The organism is Rosenbergiella australiborealis (genome assembly GCF_018494035.1).
Taxonomy (GTDB): Bacteria; Pseudomonadota; Gammaproteobacteria; order Enterobacterales; family Enterobacteriaceae; genus Rosenbergiella; species Rosenbergiella australiborealis.
The window spans coordinates 41,002-60,219 of the sequence record NZ_JABBFO010000007.1 but is presented as its reverse complement, the minus strand read 5'-3'; the positions used below and the strand labels follow the sequence as shown (position 1 = coordinate 60,219).

At 44.8% G+C, this 19,218-nt stretch carries 16 protein-coding genes and 1 tRNA gene; 5 read left to right on the top strand and 12 right to left on the bottom strand.

Features of this window, described 5'->3' with window-relative positions:
• Positions 1 to 11 precede the first annotated feature (11 nt).
• The 4 genes from dppC to HGT73_RS08905 form a co-directional block, all read right to left on the bottom strand.
• The gene (gene dppC, locus HGT73_RS08920) at positions 12 to 914 is read right to left on the bottom strand and encodes a dipeptide ABC transporter permease DppC (protein ID WP_214213858.1); all 903 of its coding nucleotides are present in this window, start codon (positions 912 to 914) and stop codon (positions 12 to 14) included.
• Positions 915 to 923: 9 nt separating this feature from the next.
• On the bottom strand, positions 924 to 1,943 hold the full coding sequence (gene dppB, locus HGT73_RS08915) for a dipeptide ABC transporter permease DppB (protein ID WP_214213856.1): 1,020 nt from the start codon (positions 1,941 to 1,943) through the stop codon (positions 924 to 926).
• A 109-nt stretch (positions 1,944 to 2,052) separates the two neighbouring features.
• Complete coding sequence (gene dppA / locus HGT73_RS08910; RefSeq protein WP_214213854.1) at positions 2,053 to 3,666, bottom strand: dipeptide ABC transporter periplasmic-binding protein DppA; 1,614 nt, start codon at positions 3,664 to 3,666, stop codon at positions 2,053 to 2,055.
• Between the two features lie 459 nt (positions 3,667 to 4,125).
• A tRNA-Pro gene (locus HGT73_RS08905) sits at positions 4,126 to 4,202 on the bottom strand.
• A 494-nt stretch (positions 4,203 to 4,696) separates the two neighbouring features.
• On the opposite strand from HGT73_RS08905, the gene HGT73_RS08900 reads away from it, so the two are divergent.
• Together HGT73_RS08900 and HGT73_RS08895 are read left to right on the top strand one after the other, a co-directional pair.
• Positions 4,697 to 5,404: a DUF3053 domain-containing protein gene (locus tag HGT73_RS08900; protein ID WP_214213852.1), complete on the top strand. Its 708-nt coding sequence runs from the start codon at positions 4,697 to 4,699 to the stop codon at positions 5,402 to 5,404.
• Between the two features lie 94 nt (positions 5,405 to 5,498).
• Positions 5,499 to 5,861 carry a YibL family ribosome-associated protein gene (locus tag HGT73_RS08895; protein WP_214213844.1) on the top strand — a complete coding sequence of 121 codons (363 nt, stop codon included), beginning with the start codon at positions 5,499 to 5,501 and terminating at the stop codon, positions 5,859 to 5,861.
• 52 nt (positions 5,862 to 5,913) lie between these two features.
• Here HGT73_RS08895 and HGT73_RS08890 read toward each other — a convergent pair whose 3' ends face one another.
• From HGT73_RS08890 to fumA, 7 genes are all read right to left on the bottom strand, one after another.
• Positions 5,914 to 6,849, bottom strand: a complete 936-nt coding sequence (locus HGT73_RS08890) for a VirK/YbjX family protein (protein ID WP_214213842.1) — start codon at positions 6,847 to 6,849, stop codon at positions 5,914 to 5,916.
• Between the two features lie 147 nt (positions 6,850 to 6,996).
• A complete protein-coding gene (gene sodA, locus HGT73_RS08885) occupies positions 6,997 to 7,614 on the bottom strand; it encodes a superoxide dismutase [Mn] (protein WP_214213822.1) in 618 nt (205 codons plus the stop codon).
• A 248-nt stretch (positions 7,615 to 7,862) separates the two neighbouring features.
• Positions 7,863 to 8,651, bottom strand: coding sequence for a formate dehydrogenase accessory sulfurtransferase FdhD (fdhD, locus tag HGT73_RS08880; protein ID WP_214213819.1), 789 nt, complete (start codon positions 8,649 to 8,651; stop codon positions 7,863 to 7,865).
• A 60-nt stretch (positions 8,652 to 8,711) separates the two neighbouring features.
• Positions 8,712 to 10,781, bottom strand: a complete 2,070-nt coding sequence (gene glyS, locus HGT73_RS08875; RefSeq protein WP_214213817.1) for a glycine--tRNA ligase subunit beta — start codon at positions 10,779 to 10,781, stop codon at positions 8,712 to 8,714.
• Between the two features lie 9 nt (positions 10,782 to 10,790).
• Positions 10,791 to 11,702: a glycine--tRNA ligase subunit alpha gene (gene glyQ / locus HGT73_RS08870; RefSeq protein ID WP_214213815.1), complete on the bottom strand. Its 912-nt coding sequence runs from the start codon at positions 11,700 to 11,702 to the stop codon at positions 10,791 to 10,793.
• Positions 11,703 to 11,829: 127 nt separating this feature from the next.
• Positions 11,830 to 12,210 (bottom strand): VOC family protein, encoded by a 381-nt coding sequence (locus HGT73_RS08865; protein WP_214213813.1) that lies wholly within the window; start codon positions 12,208 to 12,210, stop codon positions 11,830 to 11,832.
• A gap of 51 nt (positions 12,211 to 12,261) precedes the next feature.
• Complete coding sequence (gene fumA / locus HGT73_RS08860) at positions 12,262 to 13,914, bottom strand: class I fumarate hydratase FumA (RefSeq protein WP_214213811.1); 1,653 nt, start codon at positions 13,912 to 13,914, stop codon at positions 12,262 to 12,264.
• A gap of 385 nt (positions 13,915 to 14,299) precedes the next feature.
• Between fumA and mmuP the strand changes: the two genes are divergently transcribed.
• The gene (mmuP, locus tag HGT73_RS08855) at positions 14,300 to 15,697 is read left to right on the top strand and encodes an S-methylmethionine permease (RefSeq protein ID WP_214214094.1); all 1,398 of its coding nucleotides are present in this window, start codon (positions 14,300 to 14,302) and stop codon (positions 15,695 to 15,697) included.
• A complete protein-coding gene (gene mmuM / locus HGT73_RS08850; protein ID WP_214213809.1) occupies positions 15,688 to 16,632 on the top strand; it encodes a homocysteine S-methyltransferase in 945 nt (314 codons plus the stop codon). The genes mmuP and mmuM overlap by 10 nt, the downstream gene beginning before the upstream one ends.
• On the opposite strand, the gene oxlT is transcribed toward mmuM, so the two are convergent.
• Positions 16,629 to 17,885, bottom strand: coding sequence for an oxalate/formate MFS antiporter (oxlT, locus tag HGT73_RS08845; RefSeq protein ID WP_214213807.1), 1,257 nt, complete (start codon positions 17,883 to 17,885; stop codon positions 16,629 to 16,631). The two genes, mmuM and oxlT, sit on opposite strands and share 4 nt — an antisense overlap.
• A 147-nt stretch (positions 17,886 to 18,032) precedes the next feature.
• Here oxlT and HGT73_RS08840 point away from each other — a divergent pair, with 147 nt between their 5' ends.
• A complete protein-coding gene (locus tag HGT73_RS08840; protein WP_214213805.1) occupies positions 18,033 to 19,046 on the top strand; it encodes a LacI family DNA-binding transcriptional regulator in 1,014 nt (337 codons plus the stop codon).
• The last annotated feature ends 172 nt before the right edge of the window (positions 19,047 to 19,218 follow it).

Below are 19,218 nucleotides of genomic sequence, written 5' to 3'. Positions count from 1 at the left end.
ATCGATGCTCCTTATTGTTTAAGTTTGGGATCAAGGGCATCGCGTAAGCCGTCACCGACTAAATTAAACGCAAGCACTGTCAAAAGAATGACCAAACCTGGAAAAGTCACGACCCACCATGCACTTGCTGCATACTGTAAGACGTCTGAAAGCATCGTCCCCCACTCAGGAGTTGGCGGTTGTGCTCCCATTCCTAAAAACCCAAGGGCAGCCATATCCAGTATCGCATTAGAAAAACCAAGAGATGCCTGCACAATTAAAGGCGCTAGGCAGTTGGGAAGAATATTGACAAACATTTGTCGTAATGCTCCCGCACCTGCGACATTTGAGGCGATAACATAATCACGCTGAGCCTCAACCAAAACCGCGGCTCGCGTCAGTCGGATATAGTGAGGAAGTGCGACAAAAGTTAATGCCAAGGAGGCATTCCAGATTGACGGGCCAAAAATAGCCACTAGCACTAACGCAAGTAATAAACTCGGTAAGGCCAACATAATATCGACAACCTGCATGATGAAGGCATCGATCGCACCACCAAAATAGCCTGCAACTAAGCCTAATATCACGCCAAAAAACAGAGAAAGTACTACAACTAAACAACCGACAAGCAATGATAATCTTGCACCATACATTAGACGACTCAAGATATCGCGACCTACATCATCTGTGCCCAGGACAAAACGCCAGCTTCCACCTTGTTGCCAAGCTGGGGGATGGAGTAATGCATCCCTAAACTGTTCAGCGGCTCCGTGTGGCGCAAGAAAATTAGCAAAAATCGCCAATATCATCATTGCTGAAATAAAGATCGCACCCACTACTGCACCTTTATTTTGACAAAAATAGTGTCTAAATTCTTGAAAGGGTGTGGGGAGTTGAGAAACCACAATGGTGTTATTTGATTCTTGTATAGACATGGCAACCCCCTATTTTTTATGTCTAATGCGCGGATTGACGATGCCATACAACATATCAACGATAAAATTCACGGCAATAATTAGGAAAGCCACTAATAAAACTCCCCCTTGCACTACAGGATAATCCCGACGTTGCAAGCCCTCAATTAACCATCTCCCGAGTCCAGGCCACGAAAATATTGTTTCCGTAAGAATGGCACCAGCGAGTAGCGAGCCCACTTGCAATCCAATAACCGTTACAACGGGTAGCATTGCATTACGAAGGGCATGGACAATAATAACCCGAGTGGGTGTTAAGCCCTTTGCTCTCGCAGTACGGATATAATCTTCACCGAGCACTTCTAGCATTGCGCTTCGCGTCATTCTCACAATAACCGCAAGAGGAATAGTCCCCAGTACAACAGCTGGTAAAATCATATGCTGTACAGCGTCTTTAAAATCTCCAGGACTTCCCCATAGAAAGGTATCGATAAGCATAAAGCCCGTTAAGGGTTTACTATCATCAAGAAAGACAACATCGCTAATACGCCCAGACACGGGCAGCAGATTAAGTTTTACCGATACCAGCATAATAAGCATGATCCCCCACCAAAAAATGGGCATCGAATAGCCTGCTAACGAGAAACTAACCGCCGTATGGTCAAAGATGGAGCCACGTTTTACTGCTGCCATAACGCCGACAGGAATACCGACTATCACCGCAAAAAGCATGGCGAAAATACCCAGTTCTAAGGTAGCTTGGAATCGTGGTACAAACTCATTCCACACTGGGGTATGGCTACTCAATGACATCCCTAGATCGCCGTGTAACACCCCTTTTATGTAGGTGAAATACTGCTCCCAGATGGGTTGGTCTAGTCCGAATTGATGCATGAGGAGTGCATGACGTTCAGGAGAAATGCCGCGTTCTCCCGCCATGATCATAATTGGATCACCTGGAATAAGATGAACAAAAGCAAAAGTCAGAAGGGTAATACCGATAAAAGTAGGGATGACTAATCCCAACCGTCGTATAAAAAATTGTAGCATAGTCGATCTCTTATATCCCAGTCGTCTCGCTGGGTTATTGCTCATCATACTGAACGGTGAATTACCGTCAGGAAAATGCGCCTAGCATCATCGCTAGGCGCAAAAACGGTTACTCTTTAAGGTCAACATCCTCGAAGTGATGTTTACCCAATGGATCGATACGATAACCAATAACCTTGTTACTTATCGGCTCATAAACCGTCGAGTGGGCAATGATTAACGCTGGAGCTTGATCATGCATAATCACCTGAGCCTGCTGATAGTAAGCAATCCGTTTTTGATGATCGCTTTCTGCACGAGCCGGCTGTATTTGATCTTCAAACGGTTTGTAACACCAGCGAGAATAGTTTGACCCATCTTTCGCTGCCGCACAGCTAAATAGCGTCGCAAAGAAATTATCAGGATCACCGTTATCCCCTGTCCATCCCATCATCACAGTCTGGTGTTCCCCGGCTTTCGCACGTTTAAGATATTCACCCCATTCGTAGGTAACAATGTTTGCTTTGACTCCCACTTTCGCCCAATCAGCCTGAATCATTTCAGCCATACGTCTTGCATTAGGGTTATAAGGACGTTGTACCGGCATGGCCCATAAATCGATAGTGAACCCCTGCCCCATTCCTGCCGCTTTTAACAAGGCTTTGGCTTTTTCAGGATCATAGCTGTAATCTTTTATCGCATTGTTGTAACTCCACATCGTTGGTGGAATTAGGTTTTTTGCTGCCTGACCTGCACCTTGGTACACCGCCTGAATTATCGCTTCTTTATTCACTGCGTAAGTCAAGGCTTGACGGACTTGTACGTTATCTAAAGGTTTTTTCTCTGTATTAAAAGACAAGTAGCCAACATTCAGTCCCGGCTGCTGTAATAACGTAATGGCTTTATTTTGTTTCATACTGGCTAAATCAGCCGGATTAGGAAATGCCATAACTTGGCATTCACCTTTCTGTAATTTCGCGTATCTCACCGATGCATCAGGCGTAATCGAAAAGACTAAGCGGTCAATTTTAGGATGGGTGCCCCAGTAGTCAGGGTTCGCTTTATACAGAATGCGCGAATCTTTCTGATATTGCTGTAATATGAATGGACCAGTCCCGACTGGATTGAGGTCAACCTTTTGTGGTGTACCCGCTTTGAGCATGGCATCCGCATACTCTTTAGAAAGAATAGAAGCAAAATCCATCCCTAAATCAGCTAAAAAGGGAGCTTCAGGATGAGATAACGTTATTTTTACCGTAAGGTCATCCACCTTTTCTATTTTCTGAATTAAGTTAGGCATATCCATGCCCTCGAAGTACTCGTAACTTCCTCCGGACACATTGTGATAAGCATTGTTCTTATCGAGTTGACGCTCAAATGAAAACACAACATCATCCGCCGTTAAGGTGCGGGTAGGGGTGAAGTCTTTAGTTGTTTGCCATTTTACGCCTTTACGTAAATGGAAAGTGTACACTTTCCCGTCTGGGCTGACCTCCCAGCTCTCAGCAAGTCCAGGTTGTAGTTCTGTAGTACCCACTTTAAATTCGACTAAACGGTTATAGATAGGTACTGAGCTGGCATCATAGGTGGTGCCAGAGGTAAATAATTGTGGGTTGAATCCTTCTGGTGAGGCTTCAGAGCAATACACCAACGTTTTCGCATTAATCGTACCGCTAAATGCTAATGCAGCGGTGACTAAAGCAAGGGTGGTGACACGACGGAAGGGAGACCGTGGATTTATCATAGTGACTCCATAAAGCTAAAATGTTGTGTGCATAACGTCGCAGAAATATCTGGTCGGTATTTTTATATTTTTAAATTATTGCCGCAGTCGTCACCGGCTCTCAAAACCAGTGCTAGCGCGGGCCCCCCAATGTGGTCAAAGACCAGGGTGAATGTCAATTAATCTTCAATAAATGTCTGTACAAGTAACATTATTTAAATAGCCCTTATCCACTAATTAACCCGCCATAAAATAGATATTTGTAAGGATATAAATTACATTTATAGTCATACTCACTACTTTATTCGCAAAATAGAGTGAATAAGTAATATAAAAAAATTCTATCGTGATTGACTGAAGAGATGCCCTTAGACCTGGGGATAAAGAAAGGGGCGATGTTGGCGAAGAGTGGAGAGAGAGGCCTTAGACCTAATTTAACGCAAAAAAAAACCTGAACATAATGTTCAGGTTTCTTAAATTTGGTCGGCGAGAGAGGATTCGAACCTCCGACCCACTGGTCCCAAACCAGTTGCGCTACCAAGCTGCGCTACTCGCCGATGGAGCGGAATATTACTGTGCTCAGTACTTACCGTCAACCGCTTTTTCAGTTACACGAGTGCGAATGCCTAAAAACAGAGCAGATATTGGTGATTTATTTTTATGATGGAGGCGTTATGATGATCATGGACTTCTCAAGCGTAGGAACCTTGCTATGGACTGCCAATACCATAATCCTTCACGAGTACAACTAAGTACTCAAGAAAGTCACACTAATTTCCCCTTTAAAAAGAAAATAAGATGATGATAAAAGAAGAAATAATAATTAAAAATTCAAAAAATCAGTGCATTAAAAAAACACAGTGATTTTTCTAACTTATCCATATGGTTTATCGAGATAATCACGACTCACGTCTTAACACCACCTTGGATATTTTTCACGTAATTTTCACATTGCCCCGTTGGCGTTGACCGCTGTTTGCTCTATTCTACTCGTTATGCACTTGAGATTTCTCATAGGCTGCAAACCGATTTTATACAGGAGTTGTAATCAATGGCATCAGGACTTTCACAAATGATGAAAAAAGTAGTTGGGTTGATGGCGTTACTAATGGTGATATGCCAACTCACTGCCTGTGGCGACAAAGATGCGGATCAACGTAAAGCATTTGGTGATTTTTTACAAAATACGGTCATGCGTAGTGGCACACAATTACCTGCGCTGAGTGAAAATCAAAAGAAATCGTTTGGTAATTACGTTGGTGATTACGCAATTCTCTATGGCTTCTCACAGCAACTCACCCGAGCGTTGAACGATGGTATTCGTCCGGTCACGGATCAGCTTTCTGCCATCCATACCCCACAAGATTACTTATCACAACGCGATGCATTGCGTCAGGCTGGTGGAGCACTCAACGTCGTTTCCCAACAAGTCCAAAACGCACGTAATTTGGCTGATAGCAGTAAAACCTCTCTAAAACTTCCTGAAGATTTACAGAAGGTCTATAACGAAGCCTATAAAAAGACGGTTACTATCCCTGCCGATAATCTGCAACCGATTTTACCAGAGTTACAAGCGCTGACACAGGCGGTACTGGATACGGCTGACTTTTTACAAGCGCAAGACTCTCGTCTTAGCTTTAATAACAACGCAGTACAATTCCCAACTCAGGATCAAGTTAATCAATACAACACCTTAGTGGGTAATATTAGCAGTCACGTTAATGCGTTAACGCAAGCGAAAGCATTACTTCAGCAATAACACTTTCATCGGCGTAGGTGGATTCTACTCCACCTACGCTGCTCTAATCCCTTTTTTCGTGTATCCTATCTCAACGCAGAAAGGAGCCCATTATATGAAAGACCCCATCAAGGCTGAAATTAAACGTCTCAGCGACCAACTCGACAGCATTAACCACAAATCTCAGCCCCTCTTAGAAAGTGGGAATGTTGAGAAACTTGGCGAGTTAATGAAAGAAAAAATCACGATTGAAGAAGAACTTCTCCGTTTACGCGAAGCCCATACTGCAAGTTTGAGTAAAGAAGCTCAGCAGCTCCAGAAACTGGGTTTTCATCGTGCGATTACTAAGAAAGAACAAGCCGATATGGGTGCGCTAAAAAAACGCGTCCGTGGCATTGTTGTGGTACATCCGATGACTGCATTAGGCCGAGAAATGGGTTTAGAAGCAGTTACTGGGTTTGCTCGTGAGCAATTTTAATCACTGATGCGAGAGGAGAAGTCCGTAGTGACTTCTCCTCATATTTACACCGCTACTTCTTTTGTTCTATTTGCTGCGCTAAATCATCGAGAAGCTGATAACGTCGGCGATATTCCGCACGCTTTTTACTGGCAATATCTTCAATATTTTTTCTTGGCTGTGTCAGCGGTAATAAGAATAGCTTATTTGTCTGCTCTTCCCCCCCCAACGTTAACCAAAACTCATTATAACGCGCCAGCATCGAATCACGTTTGCTCATACGATAACGTAACTCTTTCACAAAGATATGCGACTCATCTCCTACCGCACAGATTTGCGTAAGCTGATAGGCACGGGCGATTAGCATGATGACTTCGATTAATAATCGCTTAGGAAAGATGCCATCACAGGCTTTTGTTGCATCACGGATAATGTGCTGATCCAAATGACGACCCGGGCCCTGCAAACCAGCGATAATGACACTGGGCTTATGCTGATAATCAGCTAACGAAAAACTTAAACTGGTAATATCTTCGTGACGAAAACGGAAAAGTAAGGTCAGTTCGCCTTCGCGGTCAAAAATGGCGGGGACACAATAAATTTCAATCGGCTCGTCATTTTTACCAAGCCAGCTAAGCAGTGGCGTATCTTTACGTTGCCCAGTTAAAAAGGCTTTCAGTTCCCCCTCACCAAAGCTATCAATACGTTGGTAATGGGAAATGATTTTTTCTGCTCTCTGCGACGGACTCAGTCCTCCCATCAAATAGGGTCTATGGGGTTTTGCAGGTAAAATACCGTGAGTTTCAAGAATTTGTGGGAATTTATTCAACTCAATCAGCTGAGAAAAATAACGATAGCTGACTAAGGGCGAGCATATACTACGAAAAATAAATTTATTATAAAAACGACCACGTTTCCAAGCTCGATGAGGCTTATATTTACGTAGCAGTAAATCAATTAATAACTGTTTGTGCGTAAGGGGCTTATTTGAAGAGATCGAAGTAGACATAAGTCTCTCTAAGGCTAAATGATGAGTATTAATTCGATTTTATGTCTAAACGAATAAACTTATACTAAATAAAATGCGATAAATACAAAAAATAAAAAAATCCCCATGCAAAGCGATACTCTGCATGGGGTTAAGATCAGCGCAGTCTTACTTTGCGTTAGCAAAACGGGCTGCCGCTTCGTCCCAGTTCACGACATTCCAAAATGCTTTAATATAATCAGGACGCTTATTTTGATACTTCAGATAATAAGCGTGTTCCCAGACATCTAAGCCAACAATAGGGTAGCCAGAAGTACCCGAAACGGCTTCACCCATTAGTGGGCTATCTTGGTTGGCGGTAGAGACAACAGCAAGTTTGTCGCCCTTCTTAACCAGCCATGCCCAGCCGGAACCAAAACGGGTCGCTGCTGCTTTTTCAAATTCTTCTTGGAACTTTTCTACACTACCGAAATCTTTTTCGATAGCGGCTTTCAATTCACCTTGTAACGTTGTACCGGTTTTTAAGCCTTTCCAGAAAAAACTATGGTTGGCATGGCCACCTGCGTTATTACGTAAGACGACTTTTTTCTCTGCAGGAACTTGATCCAGTTTTGTGATCAGCTCTTCAACAGGTAATTGTGCGAATTCAGTACCCTCTAGGGCCGCATTAGCATTGTTCACATAAGTTTGGTGATGTTTAGTATGATGAATTTCCATCGTTTCTTTGTCGAAATGGGGCTCTAAAGCATCATACGCATACGGCAGGGATGGCAGTGAATAACTCATGTTCAACCTCTCCAATTAAGTGATTATCATACAGCGTCAAAATAGAAACTGTTTAGATGGTGTGTTCATTATAGTTAAATAATTGATCGGGAAAAGGGGAATCAATATCCTACTTATTTTAGGGATATTAAATGAAGAACTATCATTAACTAACAATAGACGACAATAACATCATTTCACCGCAGATCGCTGCACCGACGCTTCACAAATCATGCTTCTCGTGATGTCGCCTATCCATAAGACTGATACTAATTGATGACTCTCTGAGCATGTGTGTAGACCACTGCACGATTCCCTCGGCTAAAACCCACTAGGGTCAACCCATATTCTTCCGCCAAATCAACAGCACGCTGGGTCGCAGCGGATGCCGCACAGACGATCTCTACGCCACAACTGATGGCTTTTTGCACGATTTCATAGCTTGCTCGGCTTGAAATCAGTACGCAGCCGGACATGGCCCATGATGCCCCTGCACGCGCACCCAATAATTTGTCTAGTGCAACGTGTCGACCAATATCTTCAAATCCTGCACAGACCTTGCCTTGCTCATTGACCCAGGCCGCAACATGGGTACACGCCGTTTGTTGACCGATCGGTTGCTGATATTTGATTTGCTCAAGGGCCGATTCGAGGTACGACAGGGAAAAATACTGTGTAAAGGGGAGAGATTGTGTGGGTGTGGGGAGCATGGTGAGTTGTTCCGTTCCACAAAGTCCACAACCGGTACGTCCAGCTAGCGCACGGCGACGCTGTTTCAGTTCCATAAAACAACGACTCGATAACTCAATATGTACCTCAATTCCCAAGGAATGCGGCGATACCGTTATGCCGTAAATCTGCTCCGGACGTTGAATGATCCCCTCGGAAAGGGAAAAACCTATTGCAAAAGCGTCCAATGACTGTGGAGTACACATCATGACAACGTGAGAAATACCATTGTAAACCAAGGCGACGGCGACCTCCTCAGCAAGATAATCTTCACGATGATGAACACCCTTTGGTGACCATTCGACAACCGCAACTTTTTTCACTGTCATATCCCCCGAATAAAAAAACCCGAAGAATTTCTCCGGGCTTCGTTTACTGATACTTAACGGTTATTGAAGCAATGAAATATCGGCGACTTGTAAGAACAACTCACGCAAATTCGCCAATAACGTCAGTCGGTTAATACGGATAGCCTGATCGTCAGCATTTACCATGACTTGTTCAAAGAAGTTATCGACGGCTTCACGCAGTTGCGCTAACTCAATCAATGCTTCTTGGTAACGACCTTGTTCAAAGTAAGGGTTTAATTTGCTATTGAGCGCACTGAGGTAGGTCGCGAGTTTAATTTCAGCATTTTCTTTCAATAGCGACGCTTGAACTGCACTATCCACTTCAACATCGGATTTCGCTAAAATATTAGAGACGCGTTTATTGGCCGCCGCAAGGCTTTCTGCATCCGCTAATGTTCTAAAGTGAGAGACGGCCTTCATGCGCGCATCGAAATCAGCCGGACGGGTTGGACGGCGAGCCAATACCGCTTGAATAGTATCAACGCTGTGGCCTTCTTCAAGGTACCAGCTTCTAAAGCGTCCGAGCATAAAATCGACGACGTCTTCAGTGACCGCAAGGTTTGTCAGCTTATCACCGTATAATTTTACCGCTTGTTCCGTGAGGCTTTGCAGATCGAGCGGCAGATTTTTTTCTACGATAATACGTAACACACCTAATGCTGCACGACGTAACGCAAAAGGATCTTTGTCCCCTTTGGGATGCTGTCCAATACCAAAAATACCGGCTAACGTGTCCATTTTATCAGCGATGGCAAGCGCACACGCAACATCACTCGAAGGCAGTGCATCTCCGGCAAACCGAGGTTGATACTGTTCATTCAGTGCAACGGCAACATCTTCCGCTTCACCATCGTGACGGGCGTAATGCATCCCCATAATGCCCTGTGTATCAGTAAACTCACACACCATGTTGGTCATCAAATCACATTTGGATAAGAGACCTGCACGAGTTGCATGACTGACATCCGCACCAATTTGCTCTGCTACCCAGCCAGCTAGAGCTTGAATACGATCTGTTTTGTCACGAAGTGTACCTAATTGCTTTTGGAACAATACACTTTCTAGACGCGGTAGTTGGTCTTCTAAGCGTTGCTTACGATCGGCATTAAAAAAGAACTCAGCATCAGCTAAGCGAGGACGAACTACTTTTTCGTTACCCGAAATAATCTGCTGCGGATCGCGGGATTCGATATTAGTGACGAAAATAAAATGTGACAAAAGATCGCCCTGTTCAGAATAAACAGGGAAATATTTTTGGTCACCTTTCATGGTATATACCAAAGCCTCTTTCGGCACCGATAGGAATTTTTCTTCAAATTGTGCAGTAAGAACAACTGGCCACTCAACTAACGATGTCACTTCTTCAAGCAAACTGTCGCTAAGATCTGCAATACCGCCAACCTGTTGCGCGGCTATTTTCGCATCCGTTTCGATTTTCGCTTTACGCGCATCATAATCAGCCATGACTTTGCCGCGTTCAGCCAAAATAGCAGGATAGTCATCGGCGTGAGCAATTTCAAAAGTACTTTCGCCCATAAAGCGATGGCCACGAATCGTTCGACCTGATTCAATTCCTAAAATTTTCGCAGGTAATACATCGCCACCGAGCAATAAAGTAACAGTGTGTACCGGGCGTACAAACTGCTCGCTGCTGGCTCCCCAACGCATAAGTTTTGGAACTGGGAGTTTGGCAAGAACTTTAGCGACCATTTCCGGCAACAATATCGCGGCGGATTCACCACTCACTTGTGCACGATAAACTAACCACTCACCTTTATCAGTCACTAAACGATCTGCTTGCTCGACAGTGATGCCATTACCGCGAGCCCAACCTTCTGCGGCTTTAGTCGGTTGTCCTTCACTATCGTAAGCGGCGCTTAATGCAGGGCCTCGTTTTTCAACGGTACGATCCGCTTGCTTTTCGCTCAACTGTTGTACTTTTACCGCTAAGCGGCGCGGTGTCGCATACCACTCAACCGCTTGATGAGATAATCCAGCCAGGTCGATCTCTTGGGTCAGTTGTTCAGCAAATGCCTGAGCCAGTTGACGCAGGGCTTTTGGTGGTAATTCTTCGGTACCAATTTCCACCAAGAAAGTATGTTCGCTCATCCCTGCCCCTTATTTCGTTTTATTACACATTGGGAAACCTAACGCCTCGCGCGAGGCATAATATGCTTCTGCTACCGCTTTTGTCAGCGTGCGAATACGCAGGATATAGCGCTGGCGCTCGGTAACCGAGATAGCCTTACGCGCATCAAGTAAGTTAAAGCAGTGTGCTGCTTTGAGGATGCGTTCGTAAGCCGGTAACGGCAATGGAGTCTCTAACGCAAGCAGTTGTTGCGCCTCTTTTTCATGCTGCTCGAAGCAGCTGAACAGGAAATCAACATCGGCGTATTCAAAGTTATAGGTCGACTGTTCAACTTCATTCTGGTGGAAGACGTCACCATAGGTTGTTTTTCCTAATGGCCCATCGCTCCAGACGAGGTCATAAACACTATCTACCCCTTGGATATACATCGCTAAACGCTCTAAGCCGTAAGTAATTTCACCGGTTACTGGTTTACATTCCAGTCCGCCGACTTGTTGAAAATAGGTAAACTGAGTAACTTCCATACCATTCAGCCAGATTTCCCAGCCTAGGCCCCAAGCACCTAGCGTAGGGTTTTCCCAGTTATCTTCAACGAAACGAATATCGTGAACAGTAGGATCTAAACCCAGCGCCTTTAATGAACCTAGATACAGTTCTTGGATATTTTCCGGCGACGGTTTAATAGCAACTTGGAATTGATAATAGTGTTGTAGGCGGTTAGGGTTTTCACCATAGCGCCCATCAGTAGGACGACGCGAAGGCTGTACATAGGCTGAAGCCATAGGTTCAGGCCCTAACGCGCGCAGACAAGTCATCGGATGAGAAGTGCCAGCGCCTACTTCCATATCCAGAGGCTGAATAATCGTACAGCCTTGGTTCGCCCAGTAATCCTGTAACGTCAGGATCAGTCCTTGAAAGGTTTTGGTATCAAACTTTTGCATTGTGAGTTCCGCACGCGATACGCTAAAAAAGTGGAAGCTAGTATACCCGCTGACTCTAAGATATCCAGCCGTAAATCCTTAGCAACTGCACGCGAAACTCAACAATAGAACAACCTAACAGCGGTAATTAGGCTTTACTGTATAATCCGCAAAGTTTGTTACCAAATGGGTCTCGTAAATAGGCAAGGTAGAGTTCGCGGTCACCCAGTTTGCGAATTCCAGGAGGGGACTCAATCGCAGTACCTCCACCCTTAATACCGGCACGGTGCCATTGGTTAACAGCCTCTTCGTTCGGTAATGCCCAACCAATGGTACCACCGTTGGCACCACTAGCTGCTTCCCCATTAATCGGCAGCGTCACCAAAAAAATCTGTTGGCCTTTAACATAGTAAAGTCGACCTTTTTCATCAGTACCTTGGTGATCAGCTCCAATTACCTCAAAGAGCGCATCGTAAAATTGCTTTGATACGGCAATATCATCAGAACCTAGCATGACATGACTGAACATAAGTTACCCTCTGGTCATTTATCGACGTAAATAATTTATACCCTAACAAGACTAACTTTTTATTGCACAACTTTGGCATTTATTATTTTGTATCTGTTGGAAAAAATCATTTCCTTTATCATCAACGAGTATAAACGCCGGAAAATCAGTTACCTCTATTTTCCATATCGCTTCCATTCCCAGCTCAGGATATGCCACACACTCTAATTTAGTGATACTTTGCTGAGCTAATACCGCGGCTGGGCCCCCAATACTGCCAAGATAAAATCCACCGTGTTTATGGCAAGCGTCAGTGACTTGTTGGCTACGATTTCCTTTGGCAAGCATGATCATACTGCCGCCATGAGCTTGGAGTTGATCAACATAAGAGTCCATCCGCCCTGCTGTCGTCGGCCCTAGGGAACCGGAAGCATAACCTTCAGGTGTTTTTGCAGGTCCCGCGTAATAGATTGGATGATCTTTAACGTATTGCGGTAACGGTTGACCGTTGTCCATTAACTCTTTTAATTTCGCATGCGCGATATCACGAGCCACAATAATGGTACCCGATAGTGATAACCGCGTGGAGACAGGATAGAGAGAAAGTTGTGCCAAAATTTCGCTCATTGGGCGATTGAGGTCAATACTGACAACATCTCCTTCACCCTGTTGACGCATCGCTTGTGGGATAAACCGGCCGGGGTTGGCTTCAAGTTTTTCAATCCAAATACCTTCACGGTTAATTTTCGCTTTAATATTACGGTCTGCGGAGCAAGATACCCCCATGCCGATGGGGCACGATGCACCATGCCTTGGCAAGCGAATAACACGAATGTCGTGAGCAAAGTATTTACCGCCAAATTGTGCGCCAATCCCTAAATTTTGTGCTGCTTCTAATAGCTCTTGTTCAAGTTGATGGTCGCGAAACGCTTGTCCATGCTCATTACCGACACTCGGTAAATTATCGTAATAGTGGGCAGAGGCCAATTTAACGGTTTTAAGCGTCGCTTCCGCCGAGGTTCCACCGATGACAAACGCAATATGGTAAGGCGGGCACGCTGAGGTCCCGAGTGTACGCATTTTTTCTACTAAATAATCTTTAAGTTTTCCGGGAGAAAGTAACGCTTTCGTTTCTTGGAAAAGATATGTTTTGTTCGCCGAGCCCCCTCCCTTTGCGATACAGAGAAATTTGTATTCATGGCCGTCAACACTGTAGAGATCAATTTGTGCTGGGAGATTAGTCCCCGTATTCACTTCTTTATACATATCAAGCGGTGCATTTTGTGAATAACGTAAGTTATCTTCAATGTAGGTGTTATACACACCCTGTGCTAACGCGGCCTCGTCACCACCTCCCGTCCAAACTCCTTGGCCCTTTTTACCCATAATGATCGCTGTACCGGTATCTTGACAGGTAGGAAGAATACCGCGTGCCGCAATTTCGGAATTCCGTAAAAATTGTAATGCGACGTAACGATCATTTTCGCTCGCATCAGGATCATCAAGAATATCGGCAACTTGTTGCTGGTGTGATGTCCGCAATAGGAATGACGCATCATGAAATGCTTGTTGAGCAAGTAACGTCAATGCCGCGGGATCGACGTTTAAAATAGGATGCCCATTAAATTCGCTCATCGAGACATGATCCGCGCTGAGGAGATAGTAGTCAGTATTGTCTTGAGAGAGAGGAAAAGATTCTTGAAAATAAAAGGGTTTATTCGACATTGTTACACTCACTCTATTTGTTATCTGGATGCCCAAACTGCAAATTCCCGTAAAGAATTAACAGGTCAGCTTGCCGGGAAAATATGTATGAAGAGATTATTAACATATTAATTACAAATGTCATCCCTGCTGTTTTTCAATTAACCACAGCCCACTGATAAGGATAGTGATCTCTATCGATAAAATAGCGATCATTCGCAGAATTCCACTGATACTCGCTGCTTAAATCCCTTACTCAAAATAAGGATATCAGAACAAAAAAAGTAAGGACTGTTTAAAAAAATAACATTAGTTAACGACAGCAATGACGAATTTTGCATTCTAAAAAAATTCAACGTATAACGTGGCAATAGCTATTTAGATGTCTAAACGTTTAGAAGGTCATATGCACAAAGAAGCGACAGATCCTGGAAAGTTAAAACGTACCATGAAAGCCCGCCATCTAGTGATGCTTTCACTCGGTGGGGTTATTGGTACCGGACTTTTTTTTAATACGGGATATATTATTTCGACCACCGGGGCTGCTGGCACCCTACTCGCCTATCTAATTGGCGCCCTTGTCGTCTGGTTAGTGATGCAAAGTCTAGGAGAACTTTCTGTTGCCATGCCTGAAACGGGAGCATTTCATGTTTATGCTACCCGTTACCTTGGACCGGCAACAGGCTACACGGTAGCATGGCTTTATTGGTTAACCTGGACGGTAGCATTGGGGTCGAGCTTTACGGCCGCAGGATTCTGCATGCAATACTGGTTCCCACAAATACCAATTTGGCAGTGGTGTTTGCTGTTTTGCGTCATTATTTTTGGCTTAAATATTATCTCGACGCGATTCTTCGCCGAGGGGGAGTTTTGGTTCTCTATCGTTAAAGTGATCACCATTTTGGTCTTCATTATTCTCGGTGCTGCGGCAATCTTTGGCATACTCCCAATGCATGATGGCACTCCGGCGCCTTTTTTACATAACCTCACGTCTCAAGGCTGGTTTCCGCAGGGAACCCTACCTATTTTAATGACAATGGTAGCCGTTAATTTTGCTTTTTCGGGTACCGAGCTGATCGGTATCGCTGCTGGTGAAACCGAGAATCCTGAGAAAGTGATACCCGTGGCAATTCGCACGACTATTGCGCGATTGATTATTTTCTTTTTAGGTACTGTTTTTGTCTTAGCCGCATTAATTCCAATGCAGCAAGCTGGGGTGGAAAAAAGTTCTTTTGTATTAGTCTTTGAAAAACTGGGGATTCCCTACGCGGCCGATATTATTAATTTTGTCATCTTGACGGCTATTCTCTCGGCGGCAAACTCCGGGCTATATGCTTCAGGACGGATGCTTTGGTCACTGGCAGATCAAAAAACGTTACCACGTATTTTTGCTCGGGTTAATACACGGGGCGTACCTGTTTTTGCTCTAAGTATTAGTATGTTAGGGGGTATTCTGGCACTAATGTCCAGTATAATTGCTCCTGATACCGTGTTTGTTGCACTCTCCGCTATCTCTGGGTTTGCCGTCGTCGTGGTATGGCTGAGTATTTGTGCCTCACACTACTGTTTTCGCCGCAGTTTTGTAAAAAATGGCCAGCATCCAGACGCACTGGCTTACCGGGCACCGTGGTTTCCAGTTTTACCTATTCTGGGGTTTGTCCTGTGCTTGATTGCCTGCTTAGGCTTAGCCTTTGATCCAAGCCAACGAATCGCGTTATGGTGTGGAATTCCTTTCGTTGCATGTTGTTATGCGGCGTATTACTTAACGACTGGCAAGAAATCTAAGGACTCGGTATGTCTCTAACTCATCCATTGACTTCGCTGCTTGAGCAGCAACCTTTCATTTTATTGGATGGTGCGCTTGCCACCGAACTTGAAACCAGAGGCTGCCAAATTACCGATAGTCTCTGGTCTGCGAATGTTTTAATCCACCAACCTGAACTTATCCGGCAAGTTCACCTAGACTATTTTTTAGCGGGGGCTCAATGCGCGATTACCGCAAGTTATCAAGCCTCCCTTGCCGGTTTTGCACAACGAGGGCTTAGCGAAACTCGTGCTAAAGCGCTGATGGCGCTGAGTGTGACCCTTGCGGTCGAAGCCCGTGAGGCTTTTCTCATACAGCATCCTAAGGCGCCACGCCCATTAGTTGCCGGTTCAGTCGGCCCCTACGGGGCATTTCTCGCCGACGGTTCAGAGTACCGGGGAGATTATCATCTCTCTACAGAGGCCTTTATTGAATTTCATCGGCCACGGATTACGCAACTCTTAGCTGCAGGGGCTGATCTGCTAGCCTGCGAGACCTTGCCATCATTTGCTGAAATTCAGGCATTGTGTCAACTATTAAAGGAATTCCCGGCTGCCCACGCTTGGATAAGTATGACTTTGCGAGATGCCAGCCATCTGTCCGACGGCACGGAGTTGCAGACGGTTGTCGACTACCTGAATGCCGTCCCCCAAGTGGTTGCTGTTGGCATAAATTGTATTGCTTTAGAAGCGACAACCGCAGCGTTAACACATCTACAACAGCTGACGACATTACCCCTCGTTGTTTATCCCAACTCGGGAGAAGTGTACGATCCCATCAGTAAAACATGGCACCAAGATAGCACCCATTGTCATCAGCTTAGTGACTATCTCCCTGCATGGTTGTCAGCAGGAGCCAAACTGATTGGCGGCTGTTGTAGAACTTCACCAAAGGATATTCAAGCATTGGCAAAACAGCTGCAAACATTGAGTTAATGTTGAAGAAAACGCTTACGCCAAGGTTTTAATATCACAACGGCAAGTAGAGCGGTCAGAATATCCAGACCTATCGCAACGCTAAATACCGGTACCCACCCGTGACTTGTTTGATATAGCAAGGCTGCGAGTGGGCCACCAAGGATAGAGCCTACGCCTTGAGACATATATAACCAGCCATAGTTACTGGTGGCATGTTGACTCCCGAAAGTATCAGTCAATGTCGCCGGAAAAAGTGAAAAAATTTCGCCCCAACCAAGAAAAACCACCCCCGACAACACAATAAATAATAACGGATCATGACGGAACGTTAACCAAAGTGTCATTGCAGCAGCTTCAAGTGCAAAAGCGACAAACATGGTATTCTCACGACCAATACGATCCGATACCCAACCAAATAAAGGACGGGTCAGTCCATTTGTTAATCGATCAAGACTCATCGCCAAGGGTAATGCGGCCATGCCCCAAATAACGACTTGGCTAACTCCAACTTCAGATGCAAAGCCTGCTAATTGAGAAGTCACCATTAATCCTGAGGTCGACATACATGCCATCATAAAAAACAGCAGCCAGAAAAGAGGGTGTTTAAGCATTTTCGATGGCGTGTAGTGACGGCCAGTGGTCAATGTCGCTGAAGGAATCGGGTCAGTGTTTGGTGCCGGACGAAGACCGCGACTGGCGAACCAACCGACCAGTGCAAATCCGACGCCAAATTCAACCAATGTTTGAGTCAGACCGTGAGAAGCAAGTGAATTAGCAATCGGTAATGTGGTAATGATCGCCCCCATACCATAACCGGCAGCAACCATTCCAGCCGCAAAACCTCGCTGTTGCGGGAACCAACGCATTACCTGTCCAACGACTCCAATATAAACAATTCCGGTTCCAAGGCCACCGACCACACCATAGAGAAGATATAAGCTCCAAATCGACTGAGAATACGCCGCCCCTATCCAACTGGCACCTGTTAGTAATGTACCGATACCAATAAAACGCTGTGCACCAAATCGGTCGATCAATTTGCCCTGTAATGGAGAGAGAAAAGTCTGAAAAATAATTAGTAAAGAAAAGGTGACTTGTAGTACTGGCAGATGAACATCTAAGCGTGCCAATAACGGCTTAGTGAGAAGCGTCCACACATACTGCGGGCTAGAGATAGAAGCCATACAAAGTAAGCCCAATGCCAATTGCTGCCATTTCTGTGATTGCCTGACTACGACTTGTGAAAGGTTTATTTCAGTCTGAACGCTCATCTGCCGATTATCCACATTATTTTTCACTAAAATAAGCAAAGGGCATGCCAGTCATTCATCAAAAAGCGTATTTATCCATTCGTCACGACATATCTTTTTCGACTCACTCACGGCATACTATCTGTTCGATTTCACGATAGTTTATCTATGAAAAAACAACGTATTACCTTGCATGATATTGCTACACTCGCTGGTGTCACTAAAATGACCGTGAGTCGTTATTTGCGTACGCCCGAAAAAGTCAAAGCGGATACGGCGGCACGTATTGCAAGCGTGATCGAAGAAATTGGCTTTGAGCCAGATGCTGAGAATCCGCAAATTACCAGCCAAGCTATCCCTCGTATTGGTGTCCTTATTCCCTCGTTTAACAACCAAATTTTCAGTGAGTTGTTAGCGGGGATTGAGACAGTTGCCGAAGCCGAAGGCTATCAAACCTTAGTCGTCAGTTACGATTACTCATTACAAAAAGAGGAAGAACAGATTGCAGCATTATTAGCGTTTAATGTTAAGGCGCTGATTTTGACCGACATTGCCCATAGTCTGCGGGCAGAAAAGTACCTTCAAGCGGCCAAAATCCCTATTGCAGAAGTGATGGGAGTCGCCACCCGCTCCAATCGGATTAATGTGGGTTTTGATAATATTAAAGCGGGATCAGCCGCCGCAGGTTATTTACTGGACGCAGGACGGAAACATATTGTCTACTTGGGTTCAATGTCGGACTTACGCGACCAACAGCGTTATCAAGGTTATTGTGCAACGCTGGAAGAAGCAGGCTTGACCCCTACCCATATTACCCCTAAACGCGTCTCCTCTATCGAGATGGGCGCTGCGATGATGCAGGATGCACTAAAGAGCGTGCCTAATCTCGATGGGATTTTCTGTACCAACGATGATTTAGCTATTGGCGTGCTCCGCGCTTGCCAATCCGCAAATATTGATGTCCCAGAACAAATTTCAATTATCGGTTTTCATGGCCTAGAGATCGGTCAAATTACAACGCCACGCCTCGCGAGTATTAAGACCCCCCGCTATCAAATGGGGAAACGCGCCACTGAATTATTAATTCAAAGCATACGGGGAGAAGGAATGGTATTCCAAGAAATAGTGGAAACAAGCCTTTTACCGGGCGATACGCTCACACGAAAAAAAACCTCCTACTGAAATCATCATCCTGATCACGTTATGCGTAACATCATTGTTTAACACACTTCAGCGTGACTCAACTCGCAAAAACATTTGTAAAAACATTGTTTCATAGCAGTCACAAAATATCCGTCTTTCGCAGAATATAGTGACTATGCTTATAAGTTCATAAACCGAACGATGACGATAA